The sequence below is a fragment of the Marinobacter sp. G5_S1_61_S3 genome (assembly GCF_054968585.1).
In genome coordinates, this window is sequence record NZ_JBQKUK010000003.1 from 269054 (window position 1) to 285421 (window position 16368).

General features: G+C 54.8%; 15 protein-coding genes. 8 read left to right on the forward strand and 7 right to left on the reverse strand.

Annotated features, from left to right (window positions below; genetic code table 11):
• Window positions 1-4: 4 nt before the first annotated feature.
• The 3 genes from ACTRWH_RS04170 to dctP form a co-directional block, all read right to left on the reverse strand.
• Window positions 5-1327 carry a TRAP transporter large permease gene (locus ACTRWH_RS04170; RefSeq protein ID WP_041334889.1) on the reverse strand — a complete coding sequence of 441 codons (1323 nt, stop codon included), beginning with the start codon at window positions 1325-1327 and terminating at the stop codon, window positions 5-7.
• Window positions 1324-1839: a TRAP transporter small permease subunit gene (locus ACTRWH_RS04175; protein WP_075194823.1), complete on the reverse strand. Its 516-nt coding sequence runs from the start codon at window positions 1837-1839 to the stop codon at window positions 1324-1326. Before ACTRWH_RS04175 ends, ACTRWH_RS04170 begins: the two co-directional genes overlap by 4 nt.
• A 68-nt stretch (window positions 1840-1907) precedes the next feature.
• Complete coding sequence (gene dctP, locus ACTRWH_RS04180) at window positions 1908-2963, reverse strand: TRAP transporter substrate-binding protein DctP (protein ID WP_462825944.1); 1056 nt, start codon at window positions 2961-2963, stop codon at window positions 1908-1910.
• 165 nt (window positions 2964-3128) lie between these two features.
• On the opposite strand from dctP, the gene ACTRWH_RS04185 reads away from it, so the two are divergent.
• Window positions 3129-4511, forward strand: coding sequence for an aminotransferase-like domain-containing protein (locus ACTRWH_RS04185; RefSeq protein ID WP_085680747.1), 1383 nt, complete (start codon window positions 3129-3131; stop codon window positions 4509-4511).
• 17 nt (window positions 4512-4528) lie between these two features.
• Here the strand turns inward: ACTRWH_RS04185 and ACTRWH_RS04190 are convergent, their stop codons facing one another.
• From ACTRWH_RS04190 to ACTRWH_RS04200, 3 genes are all read right to left on the reverse strand, one after another.
• Complete coding sequence (locus ACTRWH_RS04190) at window positions 4529-4681, reverse strand: hypothetical protein (protein ID WP_167603990.1); 153 nt, start codon at window positions 4679-4681, stop codon at window positions 4529-4531.
• 150 nt (window positions 4682-4831) lie between these two features.
• Entirely contained in the window at window positions 4832-5086 is a 255-nt protein-coding gene (locus tag ACTRWH_RS04195; protein ID WP_036207155.1) for a YdcH family protein, read from the reverse strand.
• A gap of 91 nt (window positions 5087-5177) precedes the next feature.
• Window positions 5178-5960: a hypothetical protein gene (locus ACTRWH_RS04200; protein ID WP_273623301.1), complete on the reverse strand. Its 783-nt coding sequence runs from the start codon at window positions 5958-5960 to the stop codon at window positions 5178-5180.
• 186 nt (window positions 5961-6146) lie between these two features.
• Between ACTRWH_RS04200 and ACTRWH_RS04205 the strand changes: the two genes are divergently transcribed.
• The 4 genes from ACTRWH_RS04205 (at window position 6147) to ACTRWH_RS04220 (ending at window position 10445) form a co-directional block, all read left to right on the forward strand.
• Window positions 6147-7115, forward strand: coding sequence for a beta-ketoacyl-ACP synthase III (locus tag ACTRWH_RS04205; RefSeq protein WP_075194819.1), 969 nt, complete (start codon window positions 6147-6149; stop codon window positions 7113-7115).
• 78 nt (window positions 7116-7193) lie between these two features.
• The gene (locus ACTRWH_RS04210; RefSeq protein ID WP_462825946.1) at window positions 7194-8675 is read left to right on the forward strand and encodes an NAD(P)-binding domain-containing protein; all 1482 of its coding nucleotides are present in this window, start codon (window positions 7194-7196) and stop codon (window positions 8673-8675) included.
• An 88-nt stretch (window positions 8676-8763) separates the two neighbouring features.
• Window positions 8764-9444 (forward strand): FadR/GntR family transcriptional regulator, encoded by a 681-nt coding sequence (locus ACTRWH_RS04215; protein WP_136633177.1) that lies wholly within the window; start codon window positions 8764-8766, stop codon window positions 9442-9444.
• Complete coding sequence (locus tag ACTRWH_RS04220) at window positions 9441-10445, forward strand: bile acid:sodium symporter family protein (protein ID WP_036207138.1); 1005 nt, start codon at window positions 9441-9443, stop codon at window positions 10443-10445. The genes ACTRWH_RS04215 and ACTRWH_RS04220 overlap by 4 nt, the downstream gene beginning before the upstream one ends.
• Here the strand turns inward: ACTRWH_RS04220 and ACTRWH_RS04225 are convergent.
• Complete coding sequence (locus ACTRWH_RS04225) at window positions 10416-11087, reverse strand: molecular chaperone DnaJ (protein ID WP_075194817.1); 672 nt, start codon at window positions 11085-11087, stop codon at window positions 10416-10418. The genes ACTRWH_RS04220 and ACTRWH_RS04225 overlap by 30 nt on opposite strands.
• A gap of 129 nt (window positions 11088-11216) precedes the next feature.
• On the opposite strand from ACTRWH_RS04225, the gene ACTRWH_RS04230 reads away from it, so the two are divergent.
• The 3 genes from ACTRWH_RS04230 to ACTRWH_RS04240 are packed head-to-tail and all read left to right on the forward strand — an operon-like array spanning window position 11217 to window position 16367.
• Entirely contained in the window at window positions 11217-13409 is a 2193-nt protein-coding gene (locus ACTRWH_RS04230; RefSeq protein ID WP_379864956.1) for a TonB-dependent receptor plug domain-containing protein, read from the forward strand.
• A 35-nt stretch (window positions 13410-13444) separates the two neighbouring features.
• Complete coding sequence (locus tag ACTRWH_RS04235; RefSeq protein ID WP_036207127.1) at window positions 13445-14431, forward strand: ABC transporter substrate-binding protein; 987 nt, start codon at window positions 13445-13447, stop codon at window positions 14429-14431.
• Window positions 14424-16367, forward strand: a complete 1944-nt coding sequence (locus ACTRWH_RS04240; protein WP_036207124.1) for an ATP-binding protein — start codon at window positions 14424-14426, stop codon at window positions 16365-16367. Before ACTRWH_RS04235 ends, ACTRWH_RS04240 begins: the two co-directional genes overlap by 8 nt.
• Window position 16368 lies beyond the last annotated feature (1 nt).

Consider the following 16368-nt stretch of genomic DNA (forward strand, 5'->3'; position numbering starts at 1 on the left):
TTTGTCAGGAAGCCAGGCGTTGGGATAGCTGGTTAGGCAACCAGGTCACCAAATCCGGGAATACCATAAACAGGACCAGCGCTATCATCTGAAGCAACAGGAAAGGAACAATGGCGCGATAGACCGTTTCCATCCCGATACCGTCAGGAAGCACCCCTTTGATGTAGAACAGGGTGTATCCGAACGGCGGGGTGATATAAGCCATCTGCGCGGTGATCAGGAACAACACGCCAAACCAGATCGGGTCAAAATCGAAGGCGTTAATAATGGGAAGGAACACCGGCACACAAAGCAGAATGATGCCGATCTCATCCAGGAATAGTCCTAGCAGCACCAGGATGCCCATCATTGCAAGTAACACCAGCCAACGGTTCAGTTCCAGATCCTGGATAAACGTCAACAAGGAGTCCGCGCCACCAGTACCGGTGAAGATCGATACAAATATTTTGGCGCCGATGGTGATCCACATGATCATGGTGGTCACGCGCAGCGTATCCATTGCAGCGGCACTCAGGTTGGCGGGCGTGAAGGTACGCTGCAAAGCCGCTGAAACCATGGCGCCCACCACGCCAACGGCGGCTGCCTCGGTCGGTGTAGCAATACCCGCATAAATACTCCCAAGCACACTGAAGACAATCAGCGTCGGAAGAATCAGGGACTTAAGCGACGCAAACATGTCACGTACCGATACTTCCACCTGCTCCGGACGTGGCGCCACACTCGGCTTCAACAGGGTGCGGATCACTACATAGGCAATGTACAGCCCTGCCAACACCATGCCCGGAATGATCCCCGCCGCAAACATTTTGCCCACGGACACCTGCGCGGTTGCCGCGTAAACAATGGTGATGATTGACGGTGGGATCAGAATGCCCAAGGTGCCACCGGCACAAATGGTGCCCAGTGCGAGTTTTTCGTCGTAGCCTCGGCGGAGCATGGATGGCAGTGCCAGAATACCCATTGCCGCAACGGCCGCCCCAACGATGCCGGTCATCGCCGCCATCACAGTGCATATTGCGATGGTGCCCACCGCTAGCCCACCGGGTAGCCGTCGGAACCAGAGTTCCATGGCCTTGTACAAGGCTTCAATGATTCCCGACCGCTGCAGGATACTGGCCATGAGCACGTAAAGTGGTATTGCGAGGAGCACATCGGATGTCATGACATCGAACGTTTGCAAAACCGAAAGAACAAGAGCATCTGTTCCCCAGAGCGTTACGGTAAAAAGCACAGCCAGAGATATAAGAACGAACGCAAGTGGCATCCCGCTGAGCAGCAGCACCAGCAGGGAGATAAACATCGCGGACAGAACAAAGGTCGAGCTCATGACGCGCTCCCCCCGCCCGTCCGGATTCGGACGATTGCCTGCAACGTTTCCGCAATCGACTGAAGCAAGAGCAGCGTAAAGGCGACCGGTATCAAGGTTTTTGCCGGCCATATCGCCGGATTCCATGACGAGAACGACGTTTCACCGGATTCAATTGAGTTAACCGCAACCGGAATGCTCTGGTAGATCAGCACACAGGCAATCAACCCGATGACGGGGTAGATGCCCGTATCCACGATGGCAGCTGCCCTTGCAGACAATTTGCCATAAACAATATCGACATTGACGTGTCCGGCTGTGTGCAGAAGATAAGGGCCAGCCAACATAAAGTAGGGGCCAAGCAACAACGTGGACAACTCCAGCGCCCAGACAGTGGGCGCATCGAAAAAGTAACGGGCAACCACCTCATAGGAGATGACGGCAACCATGATGAACACCAACAACGATGCCAACACTGCCAGCCACCGATTCAGACCAGTGACGGCCTTGCAGTAGCCCTGAACAATAGACATAACTACTCCTCACTCTGCGGTATCAGCCCGGCGAACCGGGCTGGTTCTGATTAATGGCAGGGTGGGTATTATTCCAGCAGTCCCAATTCCTTCATGAACTCGACCTGACTGTCCAGGACCTTGTTGGCCAGTTCATCGTCGCCAGCCGCTTTTTCCCAGGCTTTCATGGCGGTTGGGCGGCCTTGCGCCACGGTATTGGCGTCCAGGTGGATGATTTCGGCTCCCTGCTCTTCGAATTTCTTCAGAGCAACTGCGTCCTGAGCCACGTTGTGCTGGCGAAGGGCTGCGGATACTTCACGGGCAGCACTTTCCAGCGCAGCCTTGTAGGAATCCGGCAATTTATCGTAGGCACGCTGGTTGGCAACATAGCTGGTAGCAGTGGTAGGTTGGTGAAACCCCGGCACGATAACGTACTTGGCCACTTCGCCAAGGCCTGCTTCCAGGTTGGCAGTCAGATCCCCCCTGTCAGCAAAGTCGATCACGCCTTTTTCAAGTGCTTGATAGACTTCAGCGGTCGGCAACGGCGTGGTCGATACACCGAATTCCGCCATTACAGTGCTGGCCAGGCCGACAAAACGACCTTTTTTGCCTTCAACGTCGTCCAGTGTGTTTATCGGAAACTTGGAGTGAATGGGTTCCTGGCCGTAAACGGTGGGTGCGATATAAAAAAGCCCTGCCTTTGCATAAGCTTCGCGGGCAAACTCAAGGCCGCCACGCTCATAGAACCAGGCTTCATATTGGTCCGACTCAGGAAACCCGAACGGAATCGTGCTTGTGAATGCAAACGCGGGAATCGAGCCTGCCTCGTAACCATCAAACGTTTTCATCATTTCAAAGGCACCACCCCTCACGGCTTCAAAGGCCTGCGCCGAAGGAGCCAGTTGGCCGCCAGCAAAAAGCCGGATAGTAAATTGACCTTCGGTCAGTTCCGAAACACGGCTGACAAATCGTTTCTCAAATTCGTAGGGAGTGGTTCCTGCATCCCACAATGCCTGCATTCGCCAGTTCACCTCAGGCAGCTCTGCGGCCAACGTCACACCGGTAAACATCGCGGCGGCAGCAACCAAACCTTTGCAGGCATGACGAAGACCGACAACGGTCTTCTGGCGTATCGATTCGTTCATAGTGTTCTCCATCGTACTGGTGGTTATTGTGTTTATTATTGCCGCGTACACCTGCATGGCGCACCTGTACAAACTAGGACAGCTGACTAAAATGGACAAGTGACACTTAATGCATGTGTACCACGGACTGTACCAGTCTATTTACTGGTACAATTTGGAGTTGATATGGCAAGTGAAGTATCCCGGGCGCAACACATCGCGGACACATTGATTCAACAGATCGACTCAGGACAGCTAATGCCCGGGTCTCGGCTGCCGTCCATCCGGGTGGCGGCCGAAAGCCATGGGGTTTCAAAGAACACGGTAACGGATGCCTACGATCGCCTGGTGGCAACCGGTTATATCAGCCCTCGGCGGGGTTCCGGATTCTACGTGCAGGCAGCTAACCCGACACAACCTGTCCCCTATTCCGAACACGTCACAGAAGCCCTGGATCTTGTGTCACTCTTGCGCGAGCAATTGAACCAACACTATGAAATCCGTGCAGGTGACGGCCGCCTACCCGCGACCTGGATGGAGAGTTCGGAGATCGGCAGATACCTCAAGCGCAACGCCAGTGCTTCCGGCCTTGCCGACGACTTCGAGTATGGCAGACCACAAGGCCTTCAGGCTTTGCGGGAAGACATTGCCCGTGCTTTGACAGACCGAGCAATCAGCGCAAGCCCCGACCAGATTCTGATGACGTTTGGCGCCAACCATGCGCTCGACCTGATCGTTCGGCATTTCGTGCGGCCCAACGACCCTGTTCTGGTCGAAACGCCAGGATATTACCCAATGTTTGGCAAACTCAAACTTCAGAAAGCCAACGTCATTGGCGTAAAGCGGGAATCGGACGGGCCGGACCTGGAAATGCTGGAGGAAAAGATACGGCAGTTCAGGCCAAAGCTGTTTTTCGTGCAACCGATGGCTCACAATCCAACGGGCACATCCATGTCGCTCCAGAAGATGCATCGACTACTTACTATAGCGGAACGGCATGATCTGGTTTTAATCGAAGACGATCCCTTTGCCGATATACTGCCAAAGGCAACACCCCACCTCGCGTCACTGGATGCGCTGAACCGAGTAATCTACGTGGGAACGTTTTCGAAAACCTTGTCGGCCAGCCTGCGTTGCGGGTATATCGCGGCGAATCCCGCGTTGATTACGTCGCTGACGGACATCAAGATGCTAACGGTGGTTAACAGCTCCAGCACCACGGAACGCATTGTTCACGAGATGATCGTTAAAGGTCGGTATCGTCGTCATTTGAAGAGGCTACGGGATCGGGTGGCCAATGCGAGTGTCGACGCGGTGTCTGCGTTGAGAGGCATCGGCCTGGACAACATCGAAAGCCCGGCGGGTGGGTATTACCTATGGTGCCCGCTTCCACACGGTGTGGACGTCATGGCACTAAGCAGGCGGGCTGCAGGAGAGGGTATTTTTCTGGCGCCCAGCCAACTTTTTGAGTTGGCTGACCAAAACGGGGAGTCCGCTCTGCGAATTAACATTGCCCATGCGAACAACCACAAACTACTGCGATTCCTACAGGCAGCCGTGCTGAAATAACCGCCTCAACTCGCTTTTCAGAACTTCCAGAACGGTGTATCCAGACGCTGTGCAACAAGCTCAGGTGGGTAACCAACGTCCTTCAGAAGACGGGGTTCCATGGTCAGGACCAGGTGGAGGAAGTTACGCTTCATTCTCCACCCTTTGTACAGTGATGCGGCTCTTTTCATTTCAATCATCCATCTATCGATAACAACAAAGGGTTAAACCGTAATCGGTTTTAAGTAGTTACCTATTTTATGGATGATTCCTGTCCGGCCCCATACTTGGAAACCACTACGAGGCCTTGTTTTGGGGCCTTTGAGCCTAGCAACTTGTACCTATGCCGCCCCGTTCGACTTCTTTACAAGCGTCTTATACAGATCATCTTTCAGTTGCAGTCGCTGTTGTTTCATCTGGTGCAACTGATCGTCTCCGATCGGGGCATCCCTGCGTTCCAGGCCTTCGATCTCCTGGTCCAGCTCTGCGTACTGCCGAAAATGGTGCTGGAACGTCGGGTCGTTCTTTCTCAGTTCGTCGATCAATTCGCCAAACTGGGGGAATTCGTTATGAAGTTCGTGGTTGGAAATGCCCATTACCTCGTCTCCTTCTTTTCGCAGAGTGGTTAGTCAGGATGCCATTCATCATCGGGAGTTGTGAACCGTTAAAACGTTATAAAGCAGCTCCCTATAAATCCGAATCAAGCCGCTCCAATCCGAGAGTAGCTTTAAACTCAAGATACTCGTCACGATAGACAATGGCACCGAGAGCCATCGCAGCCTTGGTGGCCATGCGATCAAAGCTCTCCCGGATCAGTCGTGGGATCCTGGCTTTTGGTCTCACGCTGGCCGTTTCAATCAGCACGGCGCCCATAACGAGCAGTGCATCAATTCGACGGTTATCACGGTCGCCATCCATTATGTGGCGGGCGACCGATTGCGCATCGTTCAATATCACCTTCTCGTCGGCGTTCAGTGTGGCGCCGTCGAACGCCATAAAGCTTTGATAGCGACGTGCCCGCTTCAGCATGAAGGCCTCGCGCACTGCAGGGTCCGGTTTGCCGGAATCTGGTTTGGTGTTGAGAAGTCCATGAAGACGGAAATCCACCTCCCCTGCTTCCCGTTTTTGTTCGAAGACGTGCTTGATATCTGCTCGCGCGATATCGGACGTGGTTTCCAGGGCCTCGGCGATCACGGCATCGAACGTGGTTTTCTCGACCACATCCAGGACGCGCCGAATGGTATGGATAGATTTCATAAGCTCCGGCCACAGGCGCGGGTCCGCCTGGCCAGGTTCGTCCGGCATCCTGCTTTCGAGGGCCCGGGCGCAGAAAAACGCCTTTTCAACGTCACGAATCGCAATGCCCGGTTCGTTCGCAATCCATTTGACGCCATAGTCATTGAGGTCTTCAATCAGGCTTGAGGTGAGAATAAGCAGGTAATACTTCATACCGAGGGGAAGGTCTGTCATCAGCAGCACTCCTTCACAACAAGAGTTCCTGTCTACAGGTATAGCTGATTACAGGCTGAGTACCAGCTTTTCCGGGGTATCTCCCGCTCATCTTTGACAAAACGCTAATAGCTGGGGGCGATCAATAGGGTATAGGATGATTGAAAGAATCTGAGTATTGATCCGTTCACCTGAGGAAACTAGCACATGACGTACGCGCGAATTGTCGGCACGGGCTCCTATCTGCCCGAGAATGTCATGACAAACGAAGACATGGAGAAAATCGTCGACACCAGCGACCAGTGGATTCGTGAGCGTACCGGCATTGAGCAGCGACACATCGCTGTAGAAGGTGAAACCACCGTCGATCTTGCTGAAAAAGCATCCCGCAGGGCCATTGAAGCCGCCGGACTTCAGCCTGCCGACATTGACCTGATTGTGTTCGCCACATCCACCCCTGACAAGATCTTTCCCAGCTCGGCGTGCATTCTACAGGCGAGACTCGATATCCATGGCTGCCCGGCTTTCGATATCCAGGCTGTTTGCAGCGGGTTTGTCTATGCGTTATCGGTTGCTGACAAGTTCATTAAAACCGGCAGCAGCAAGAAGGTTCTGGTGGTTGGCGCAGAGCTGTTCTCCCGCATTCTGGACTGGGAAGACCGAGGCACCTGTGTGCTGTTCGGTGACGGTGCCGGCGCCGTAGTGTTGGAGGCCAGCGAGGAAACCGGCATTCTCTCGACCCACATCCATGCTGACGGCAAATACGAAGACCTGCTCCACGTACCCTTTGGTATTGGCGATGGCTTCGACCAGGTTCGGGCCGGCAAAGGCCATGTCCACATGAAGGGCAATGAAGTGTTCAAGATTGCCGTGAACACCCTGGGCAGAATTGTGGACGAAACCCTGGAAGCCAACCAGATGAAGAAATCCGATGTGGACTGGCTGGTACCGCACCAGGCGAATTTGAGGATTATCGCGGCCACGGCTCGCAAGCTGAACATGTCCATGGACCAGGTGGTGGTGACCGTCAACAAGCACGGTAACACCTCTGCTGCGTCAATTCCGCTGGCGCTGGACGTTGCCGTTCGCGATGGTCGCATCCAGAAAAATGAGGTGCTTCTGCTGGAAGCCTTTGGCGGCGGGTTTACATGGGGTTCTGCGTTAATCCGGTTCTGACCATCTACCGCAAGTCGCGTCAGACGTATACTCTACCCGGTATCCGAATTCCCAAAATAACGTCAAAGGGAAGATTCCGTGAACGAGAGTGTCCGCAGTACCACACCGTCTGTGATCATCATTGGCACCGGTTTTGGCGGCCTGTGCATGGCCATCCAGCTCCGGAATGCCGGAATAGAAACCTTTACCCTCCTGGAAAAGGCGTCCGGGGTTGGAGGCACCTGGCGAGATAATACCTACCCCGGTGCGGCCTGTGATGTTCAGTCTCACTTGTACTCCTTCTCCTTTGAGCCCAAACACGACTGGTCAAGAAAGTTCGGATTGCAGCCGGAAATTCTTGATTATATGCAGCACTGCGTTGAGAAATATGATTTGGCGGGGCATATTCAGTTTAATAAGGAAGTCGCCAGCGCGGTTTTCAACGAAGCCACCAACACCTGGACCGTCACCACTACTGACGGAGAGTCTCAGACAGCCGATATCATTGTCACCGCTACCGGCCAGTTGAATCAGCCAGCATGGCCAAATATTCCCGGCCTGGATACCTTTGCAGGCACGACGTTCCATTCCGCCCGTTGGGACCATAACTACGACCTGAGCGGCAAGAATGTTGGCGTGATTGGCACCGGTGCCAGCGCCATTCAATTCGTGCCGGAAATAGTGCCAAAGGTAAGAGCTCTCAGCCTTTTCCAGCGCTCCGCTGCCTGGGTGCTGCCGAAACCCGACCGACCGTTCTATAAATGGGAGCAGGCACTGTTCCAGAAGATTCCGGCCTGGGACCGCATCTACCGCTCCCTGATCTATTGGAAGAATGAAAGCCGCGCCCTGGCGTTCACCCGCTTTAACAGCTTGCTCGAGCTTTTTGCCTGGCAGGCAAAGCGCTTTGCCAAACATCAGGTGCGCGATCCCGAGAAGTTCAGGCACCTGATTCCGGACTATAAGATCGGCTGCAAGCGGATACTGATTTCCAACGACTGGTATTCAGCCGTTGATCAGTCTCACGTCGAGCTCGTCACTACTGGTATCGAGCGTGTCGTGGAGGAAGGCGTGATTACCATAGACGGCGCTCTGCACCGGTTGGACACGATAGTCCTGGGGACCGGATTTGCGGCTTCGGATTTCCTGTCACCGATGGAGATCACCGGCAGCAACGGCGCGTCGCTCAACCAGGCCTGGGCCACTGGATCGGAGGCCTACAAGGGCATTACGGTGTCCGGATTCCCTAACCTTTTCATGCTCTACGGGCCCAACACAAACCTCGCCCACAACAGCATTGTGTACATGCTGGAGTCCCAGGTCCGGTATGTGCTGGATTGTATCAATACATTGAGCGCAACACCCGGCACGGCTATGGATGTAAAACCAGATCGGCTTAAAACGTTCTCGGAGGGCGTTCAGACAAAGCTTAAAGACAGCGTTTGGGAATCCGGTTGCCATTCCTGGTACCTGGACAGCGATGGCAAGAACACGGTGAACTGGCCCGGTTTCACCTTCACTTACCGCAAGGCCACGCGGGAGGTGAACCCGGACGACTACGAGTTCCTGCAACCTTCCGTTTAGCCTCTCTTTGCTCCCTCCAGGCTTGTCCATTTGACAGCCCAGACATATTCATAGGATGATTGGGTCATCATTTATCAGGATCTTAAACATGCAGCTCGCCAGAATCTCCAAGGGCTCTCTCGTCGAAACCGCCATAGAAAGCCTGCGCCAGGCCATTGAAAAAGGCCACTGGGCGATTGGCGAACGGCTGCCCGTTGAAGCGCAACTGTCGGAGTCCCTCGGCGTGAGCCGTAACACCGTTCGTGAAGCGGTCAGGGTCCTGGTGCATGTCGGCATGCTGGAGACACGTCAGGGGGATGGCACCTACGTTCGAGCCACAAAGGATGCAGGAGAAACCCTGCGGAGAATCAACCGGGCCCAGTTAAGAGACAAGCTCGAAGTACGGATCATGCTGGAAACCGAGGCTGCGAAGCTCGCTGCGGAACGCCGGGACGCCAAGGACCTGGAGAGAATGACGCTCGCCCTGGATGAGCGGGCGAAAGCCGGTGACGATGTTGAAAGCCGAATCCGTCACGATCATGCGTTTCATACATCCCTGGTCGCAGCGTCACACAACCCTGCCCTGTCGGAGCTGTACGACTATTTTGCCAATTCGGTGGCACAGACCATTGAACTGACCGAGCTCGATTCAGGACTTCCTGAACCTTCCCAGGAGGATCATGAACTGCTACTCGCCGCGATCCGACGACAGGACTCCGTTAAGGCGGAAACTCTGTCGAGGGCGCTGCTCCAGCCGAGCCTTAAAGCCTTGGGGAAGAAGCATCCATGAAATTCAGGCTCGATACCTTCACGCTATTGCTGTTAGGTGCGATTGTCCTTGCCACGTTCCTGCCGGTGCGTGGTGATGCCGCCAACGCCCTGGCAACTGCAGGCACTGTGGCCGTGGCACTCCTGTTTTTCCTTCATGGCGCGGCGCTTTCACGTGAACAGATCGTAGCCGGGGCTACCCATTGGCGCCTGCACATCATCATTACCGCTTTCACCTTTGTTTTCTTTCCCCTCGTGGCATTACCCATCAATGAAATCAGTCGTTTTGCGCCTCAGTGGATGCCGCCTGATCTGGGGCTGGGATTCCTCTATCTGGGTGTGCTGCCGTCGGCCGTTTCTTCCTCGATTGCCTATACCGCCATGGCCAAGGGCAATGTGCCTGCCGCCATCTGCAGCGCTGCTGCATCCAATGTCTTTGGCATGATGCTGACACCATTTCTGCTGTTACTGTTGGTGAGCACGTCGGGCGACGGTGGCTTTTCGGTGGCGGAGGCGCTCAAAGACATTGTGCTACAACTGCTTCTTCCGTTTGCGGTTGGCCACGGCCTGCGCCCCTTGTTGGGTGGTTTCCTGGCTCGGAATGAAACGCTCACCTCCCGCTATGACCAGTGTGTGATCTGGCTGATCGTGTATTCCGCCTTTTCCCATTCGGTCGCGAGTGGCCTGTGGCAGAACCTGCCGTTGAAGGCGATTCTGCTGGCCATCGTGCTGTGCTTCGCGCTGCTGGGATTTTTTATGGTACTGGCGATGTTTGTGGTTCGCCGGCTTGGATTCAGCCTGGAGGACGAGGCCGCCGTGGTATTCTGCGGCTCAAAGAAGAGTCTGGCGTCCGGCCTGCCCATGGCCAAGGTGCTGTTCTCCGGGCACCCCGGGTTTGGCATGATCGTGCTGCCGATCATGTGCTACAACCAGATTCAGGTCATTGTGGGAGCCATGCTGGCTCAGGCGTATCGCCGCAGGATTGAGGCCGCGTCAGCCGCCGCCCCCCATACCACTGAATAAGGTAGCCAATACAGCCAGGCCGACGATCCAGCCGATGACCGCTGGCCAGAAGTTAACCATCTGGGGCGGCAGTTCTTCCTGCGGCTCTTGATCCCCCGCTGACTTTTCCGCCTCCATGTCGTCCTCGTCAGCGTCGTGGGCATGTGCATCCCGCAAGCTATACCAGTCGAACCACCCCGCCAGAAACTGCACAACCGGCGCCGGGAAGCTGCCGTTTTCCGCCATCGGCCGAACCTGAGGTTCCAGCGCGTCGGCAATTTCCTTGCGAACATGAGGCTGATCTGCAGGAGGCTCTCCAAGAATGGCTTTCCAGATCTGCGCGTCCTTGCTGCGACTTGAATCATTCAGCAAGGCTCGGACCTGGATAACCACCTCTCGTACCACCTGTCGTTCCGAGGCATCCAACTCCTGGTTCTCCTGCCTCACTGCCGCAGGGGGCTCAGCAACCTGAGGCTGTCTTTCATTACCGGCATCGGATGGACTGTTGTCCGTTTGCGGTTCCCCGCCCGTTGCTTCCTTGAAAGCCCGCCGCAGTCGTTCAAGCTCCTCACCGGAGGCGAACTTTTCCTGCCGCTCATAAGCCGCCCGGATACGGGCATGATCACCAGTGGGCTCGATACCCAATACTTCCCAACAATTCATAGAGTTGTAACTCATTCATCAGACTTTCATTAAATTTTAGAGAGACAAATGTAATCTGGTCACCTAGGATATGAAAAAAGCGTTCATCATAAAAAAATCCCACACTCGGCAAAGTATAAAACGACACTCATGTCCGTTACGACCTATCTCATTAAAATTCCGGGGCTTGTTCGTCCTGACACCTATCGCAATCGCCTGATGTCGGTGTTTGCGGGCACGTTCATCGCCGTTGTTCCGGTGGTAGCGGCGGTGGCGGAGGAAAACAACGAACAAACCTTCGAGCTGGCAGCGCTTGGCGATTCACCGGAAGCCTTTGAAATGGATTCCAGAATTCCAGAGGTGCTGACCACAACCCGCCTCAGGCAACCGAAGTCACGTGTGCCCGGCACAACCACCATCATCACCGGCGAAATGATCCGGGATCTCGGTATCATGAACCTGGTAGAGGTGTTTCGTCTGGTTCCTGGCATGACCGTCGCCGAAGTCGGGAGCAACAACCCGGTAACCAGCTACCACGGCACTGTACATTATGAGCAGCGTCGATTGCAGGTTCAGGTTGATGGCCGTACGTCATACCGCCCTAACCTTTCCGACATGGACTGGAATACCATGCCAGTACCGCTGGAACTGATAGAACGAATTGAGGTCAGCCGCGGCCCGAACAGCGCCGCGTATGGTATCAATGCCTTCCTCGGAACCATCAACATCATAACCCGCGCGCCTGAGGATACGGCTGGTGTTGAAGCTCGCGCTATTACAGGTTCCAGAGGCTATAAGCGGGTGTTTGGTTCTGCCGGTAATGCCTCTGGCGACTACAACTGGCGCCTGGCCTACGAGAAGCGTAAATCGGACGGCTTTGATGAGCAGGAAGACGATGACATCTACTACCCTTTTCATGATGGCTATGACATCAACACCTTTAACTACGACAGCAGTTTGTTCCTGAACAGCCAATACAGTTTGGACCTGCGCGGTGGTGTGGTGGATGGCGTTAACGAGGAGGACCAGATCAAGAACGGCAAGCTCGGCGCCGATGACCATCCTGATATCATCGTCGACGACTACTATCTGCAAACCCGCCTGAACGTGACGACCTCCGAAAGCCATTTCTATCATGTACAGGCCAGCTTCCAGAACTATGATCGACGGCAGCGCTGGAGCATATGCATTCCCGGGGATACTTTTGACAATATTCTTCAGGGAAACAGCTTTGATCTCGAGTCCTGTACGGCCAACGAAGTAGACCCTTTCAGGGCATACCTGAATGAAGACATCGAGGAATCCCGCCTGGAGTTCGAAATCCAGGATACCCTGTTGTTCAGTCGGGACCTGAAGCTGGTATCGGGTCTTGGTTATCGTAAGGATACCTATCGGTCTGAAACCTATTTCAATGGCCGCGGCAACAACTACCAGTCACAGGTTTTTGCGAACCTTGAGTACACACCTCTACGCTGGCTTACCCTGAATGCCGGCGGCAACTGGGAAAAAACCACCACCACGGATGAAGGCTACTTTTCACCAAGGGTGGCTGCCAACTTCATCCTGGCTAACAACCACACGCTCCGATTTGTATACTCCGAGGCGGTACGCACACCAGATGCGTTCGAACAGAACCCGGACTGGTCCTATCGCCCCAGGAATGTTCAGCCACCATACGCCTTTCTTGAAGGACAACGATTCCTGGTCGAAAATCTGGTCGACCCAGCCACGTCGACGTATGGCAAAACACTTGAAGAAGAGCGCATAACCTCTCGGGAAATAAGCTATTTTGGCCAGTATTATCTGGATAGTTCCACCTTGTCACTGGAAGTTCGCTATTTCAACGACAAGCTTCGGGACATGATCAGCGGTATCATCAACGAAGAAGACTGGACCATCGACAACAATGTCGCGCTCGATCAGAAAGGCTTTGAGGTAGAGGCGTCACTGGACTTTCCCGGTACAAAACTGAGGATGAGCTATGCTTATCTGGATCAGGATGGCCGCTATACCGGCGCCAATGATCGCGATGCCGGCGACAAACAATACGCCATTGACCTGTTGGGGCGGTTGTCGGTCAGGCATTCAGGAAGTTTTGCGTGGATACAGGATCTGCCTTTCAACCTGACCTCGTCAGCGGCGTTCTATTTTGCGGATGAGTTCCGGCGCTCACATTTCGAACGTCTGGACCTGAGGCTGGCAAGGCACATTTTCAAAACCGGCTACAGCTATGAGTTTGCCGTTACCATGCAGCACTACCTGGACCGCGACGTGGATCTGAGTCCAGATAACGTCATCAAGGACCATAACCAGTTCTTCGCTGAAGTCGGCGTAAGATTCTAAAGGCACCACACGGACGATACCCGACCCTGGACGGTATGAAACCAACGTACAACACCAAAGTGGGGAATAAATCAGGCGGCCATGCCAGTCGGTGCGTCCTGGCCAGTGCCGTACTGTTCCTGCTTTTCGTGTTGTCCATGCCTTTGCAGCCTGTTTACGCGCAATCCTCTTCGGGGGCCCAGGTGTACCTGGCCGGTTCCGAGAACTCCGCACTGAATCGCCGCATGCTCTCCCTTCTTAAGGAGGCCCTGGGCAGTGGCATCAACATTCGCTCCTTCAATAGCGGTCAGGCGTCTCAGGACAAAACCACACCCGTTATTACGCTCGGACCAGAAGCCTTTACCCGAGTCCGGCAAGGGAATCGTGACGTACCCATCCTGGCTCTGCTTGTGGATCAATCATTTATCAAAGGTTATGCAGAGCGCTCTGAAGGTTCGGTTTCCGGCATATTGTACAATCCCCCTTTAATCAGGCAGGCCGTCGCTGGACAGGAAATCCTGCCTCATGCCACCCGGGTGGCGATGCTTGCCCGCCCCGAGACCGTCGAAATCTACGAATCCCTGGTTGAAAAACTTCCAGCTTACGGGCTCCAGGCACGAGTATTTGTCGTCAGTTCCGACAACGACCTGATACCAACGCTCATTCACGCGCTGAACTACGGCGACTTTATTCTGGCCGCACCGGACAGTGGTATATACAACCCCCGAACCATCAAGCACATCTTGTTGACGGCCTATCGTCGTAACCGGATTGTCATCGGCCCGAGTCAGGCTTATGTCAAAGCGGGATCGCTGGCGTCTACCTATACCCCTTTAACCGAGATTGCCAAACTGGCAGCGAATTACATAGAACAATACCGCCGCGATGGTCAGTTCCCCCCGCCCGCCTATCCCGATGTCTTCAGGATTGAGCTCAACGACCAGGTTGCGCGTTCCCTGAACATTCCGCTGCCCGACCGTCAGGAGATCATCAACTCTATTAGCGAGCGGTTAGCCGGTTCTGAGGAGGCGTCTGATGAGTAAGCGTATGGGCAGGCCAGTCTCCCTCACGCGGAAGCTTCTGCTACTGGGTGCCGCACCAGCGATCGTCATGTTTATCGTATTGATGGTGTTCTTTACGTCTGCTCGGCTTGATGACGCCCGCAAGGACCTGGCTGACAGCAGTCAGATGCTGGCTGACAGCCTGGCGCCGGCGGTTGAATACGCCGTCGTTTCGGGGAACACGGCGTCCCTGGAACAGATACTGTCGCAATCGCTGCGGCGCAGCCGCGCCCAATGGATACGCGTCTCCAACGTGGTGGGCGAAGAGGTTGGCTTTGTGTCCACGGACGACCCAGGCAATATCAGTGCTGAGGAGACCTTCGACGTCTTCGAATCTGAGATATTGCAGCAACCACTTGATCTGGGGGAGGATCGCCAGACCGAATGGTTTGAGCCCAACTACGGTTTCGGGTCAGGAGCGCTTCGCGTCGGTACTGTTCAGGTGGGCGTCAACAAAGCCCAACTCGCAGCACGCCGGCAGGATATACTCTGGACATCACTGGCGGTTGGATTTTCACTGCTGCTGTTTACGCTACTAATCGTCAAACACTCGCTGAACAGTATCGTCTCACCGATCCATGGCCTGTCCCGCCGAGTTGCAAAACTGACCAATCGGGAATACGAGGAAGTTGAGGTCGGCCTTGCCGGCGCCACCCGCGAAACCCGGGAACTGGAGGAAAGCCTCAATGCTCTCTCCAGGCATCTGAGGAACCTTAAGGCATCCCGGGACGAAACCCTGGCTTCTTCTGAAAAAGCCCGGGAACGCGCGGAGATGGCGAATCGAGCCAAATCCGAATTTCTTGCCACCATGAGCCATGAGTTACGCACACCGCTCAATGGTGTTCTGGGAATGATCGAACTTGTGACCGACGAGGCCCTGAGTGCTCGGCAAAAGGACTATCTCCAAACGGCGCGGCAGTCCACTGAGGACTTGCTGACGGTCATCAATGACATCCTGGACTATTCCCATATTGACCGGGGTACGCTGGAACTGGATAACCGCGAGTTTGACCTGAAAGAACTCATCACCAACTGCACCGCCAGCTACCGTCATGTCGCCGAGCAGCAAGGTTTGGCGCTGTCCACCAAGTTTATCGGAGACTGGCCGGATCGCCTGCTTGTGCTGGGAGACTCACCACGCCTGCGCCAGATCCTGGCGGGTCTTATCGATAATGCCATCAAATTCACAGGCGACGGCTTCATCAAAGTACAGGCAAACTTTTTCTCTGTTGAGGATAACTGCCTGGTGCTCAACTGCACCGTCAGCGATTCCGGCTGTGGCATTCCTGTCGAACGGATTCACGACATCTTTAACTCATTTGAGCAACTCGATACGGGTGATTCACGCAGTTATGGTGGAACCGGCATGGGGCTTTCGCTGGTCCAGAGACTGGTTGAGCTGATGGGCGGTCACGTCAAAGTCGAGACCGACATTGGGAAAGGGTCGCAGTTCCGCTTCGAGCTGCCCTTTGAATTGGCAAACCGGGTCGATCATGTTGAGGCCGCAGATCAGGGCCCCATCAAAACCGGAGGCGAGCAAGCCCGTGCTCTTGTGGTGGAGGACAACATGGTGAACCAAAGGGTCGCCACTGCCCTGCTCCGGCGGCTGGGCTTTGAGACAGACGCTGCAGCCAATGGTGAGGAGGCACTGGAACTGGTTCGAACCAATCACTCCGGCTACGACGTTATCCTGATGGATTGCCAGATGCCGGTGATGGACGGCTATGAAACCACCCGCTGCATCCGGGAATGGGAAAAGAGCAACGGCCAGGGCGGAACTCCCATTATCGCACTGACAGCGGACGCCCTTCCGGGAACCGAGACCAGCTGTCGAGAGGCAGGCATGAACGATTACCTCGCCAAGCCAGTGAGAAAAGAAAACCTGAGAACGGTACTCAGCCGCTGGATACGGGTGTAAC

Bases quoted from the DNA above. Each gene is read 5' to 3' on its own strand.
- ACTRWH_RS04195 (WP_036207155.1), bottom strand. From the start codon at position 5,086: ATGGGCATTTCCAACCACGAACTTCATAACGAATTCCCCCAGTTTGGC.
- dctP (WP_462825944.1), bottom strand. From the start codon at position 2,963: ATGAACGAATCGATACGCCAGAAGACCGTTGTCGGTCTTCGTCATGCC.
- ACTRWH_RS04225 (WP_075194817.1), bottom strand. From the start codon at position 11,087: ATGAATTGTTGGGAAGTATTGGGTATCGAGCCCACTGGTGATCATGCC.
- ACTRWH_RS04235 (WP_036207127.1), top strand. From the start codon at position 13,445: ATGAAACCAACGTACAACACCAAAGTGGGGAATAAATCAGGCGGCCAT.
- ACTRWH_RS04205 (WP_075194819.1), top strand. From the start codon at position 6,147: ATGACGTACGCGCGAATTGTCGGCACGGGCTCCTATCTGCCCGAGAAT.
- ACTRWH_RS04220 (WP_036207138.1), top strand. From the start codon at position 9,441: ATGAAATTCAGGCTCGATACCTTCACGCTATTGCTGTTAGGTGCGATT.
- ACTRWH_RS04185 (WP_085680747.1), top strand. From the start codon at position 3,129: ATGGCAAGTGAAGTATCCCGGGCGCAACACATCGCGGACACATTGATT.
- ACTRWH_RS04190 (WP_167603990.1), bottom strand. From the start codon at position 4,681: ATGAAAAGAGCCGCATCACTGTACAAAGGGTGGAGAATGAAGCGTAAC.
- ACTRWH_RS04240 (WP_036207124.1), top strand. From the start codon at position 14,424: ATGAGTAAGCGTATGGGCAGGCCAGTCTCCCTCACGCGGAAGCTTCTG.
- ACTRWH_RS04200 (WP_273623301.1), bottom strand. From the start codon at position 5,960: ATGACAGACCTTCCCCTCGGTATGAAGTATTACCTGCTTATTCTCACC.
- ACTRWH_RS04230 (WP_379864956.1), top strand. From the start codon at position 11,217: ATGTCCGTTACGACCTATCTCATTAAAATTCCGGGGCTTGTTCGTCCT.
- ACTRWH_RS04215 (WP_136633177.1), top strand. From the start codon at position 8,764: ATGCAGCTCGCCAGAATCTCCAAGGGCTCTCTCGTCGAAACCGCCATA.
- ACTRWH_RS04170 (WP_041334889.1), bottom strand. From the start codon at position 1,327: ATGAGCTCGACCTTTGTTCTGTCCGCGATGTTTATCTCCCTGCTGGTG.
- ACTRWH_RS04175 (WP_075194823.1), bottom strand. From the start codon at position 1,839: ATGTCTATTGTTCAGGGCTACTGCAAGGCCGTCACTGGTCTGAATCGG.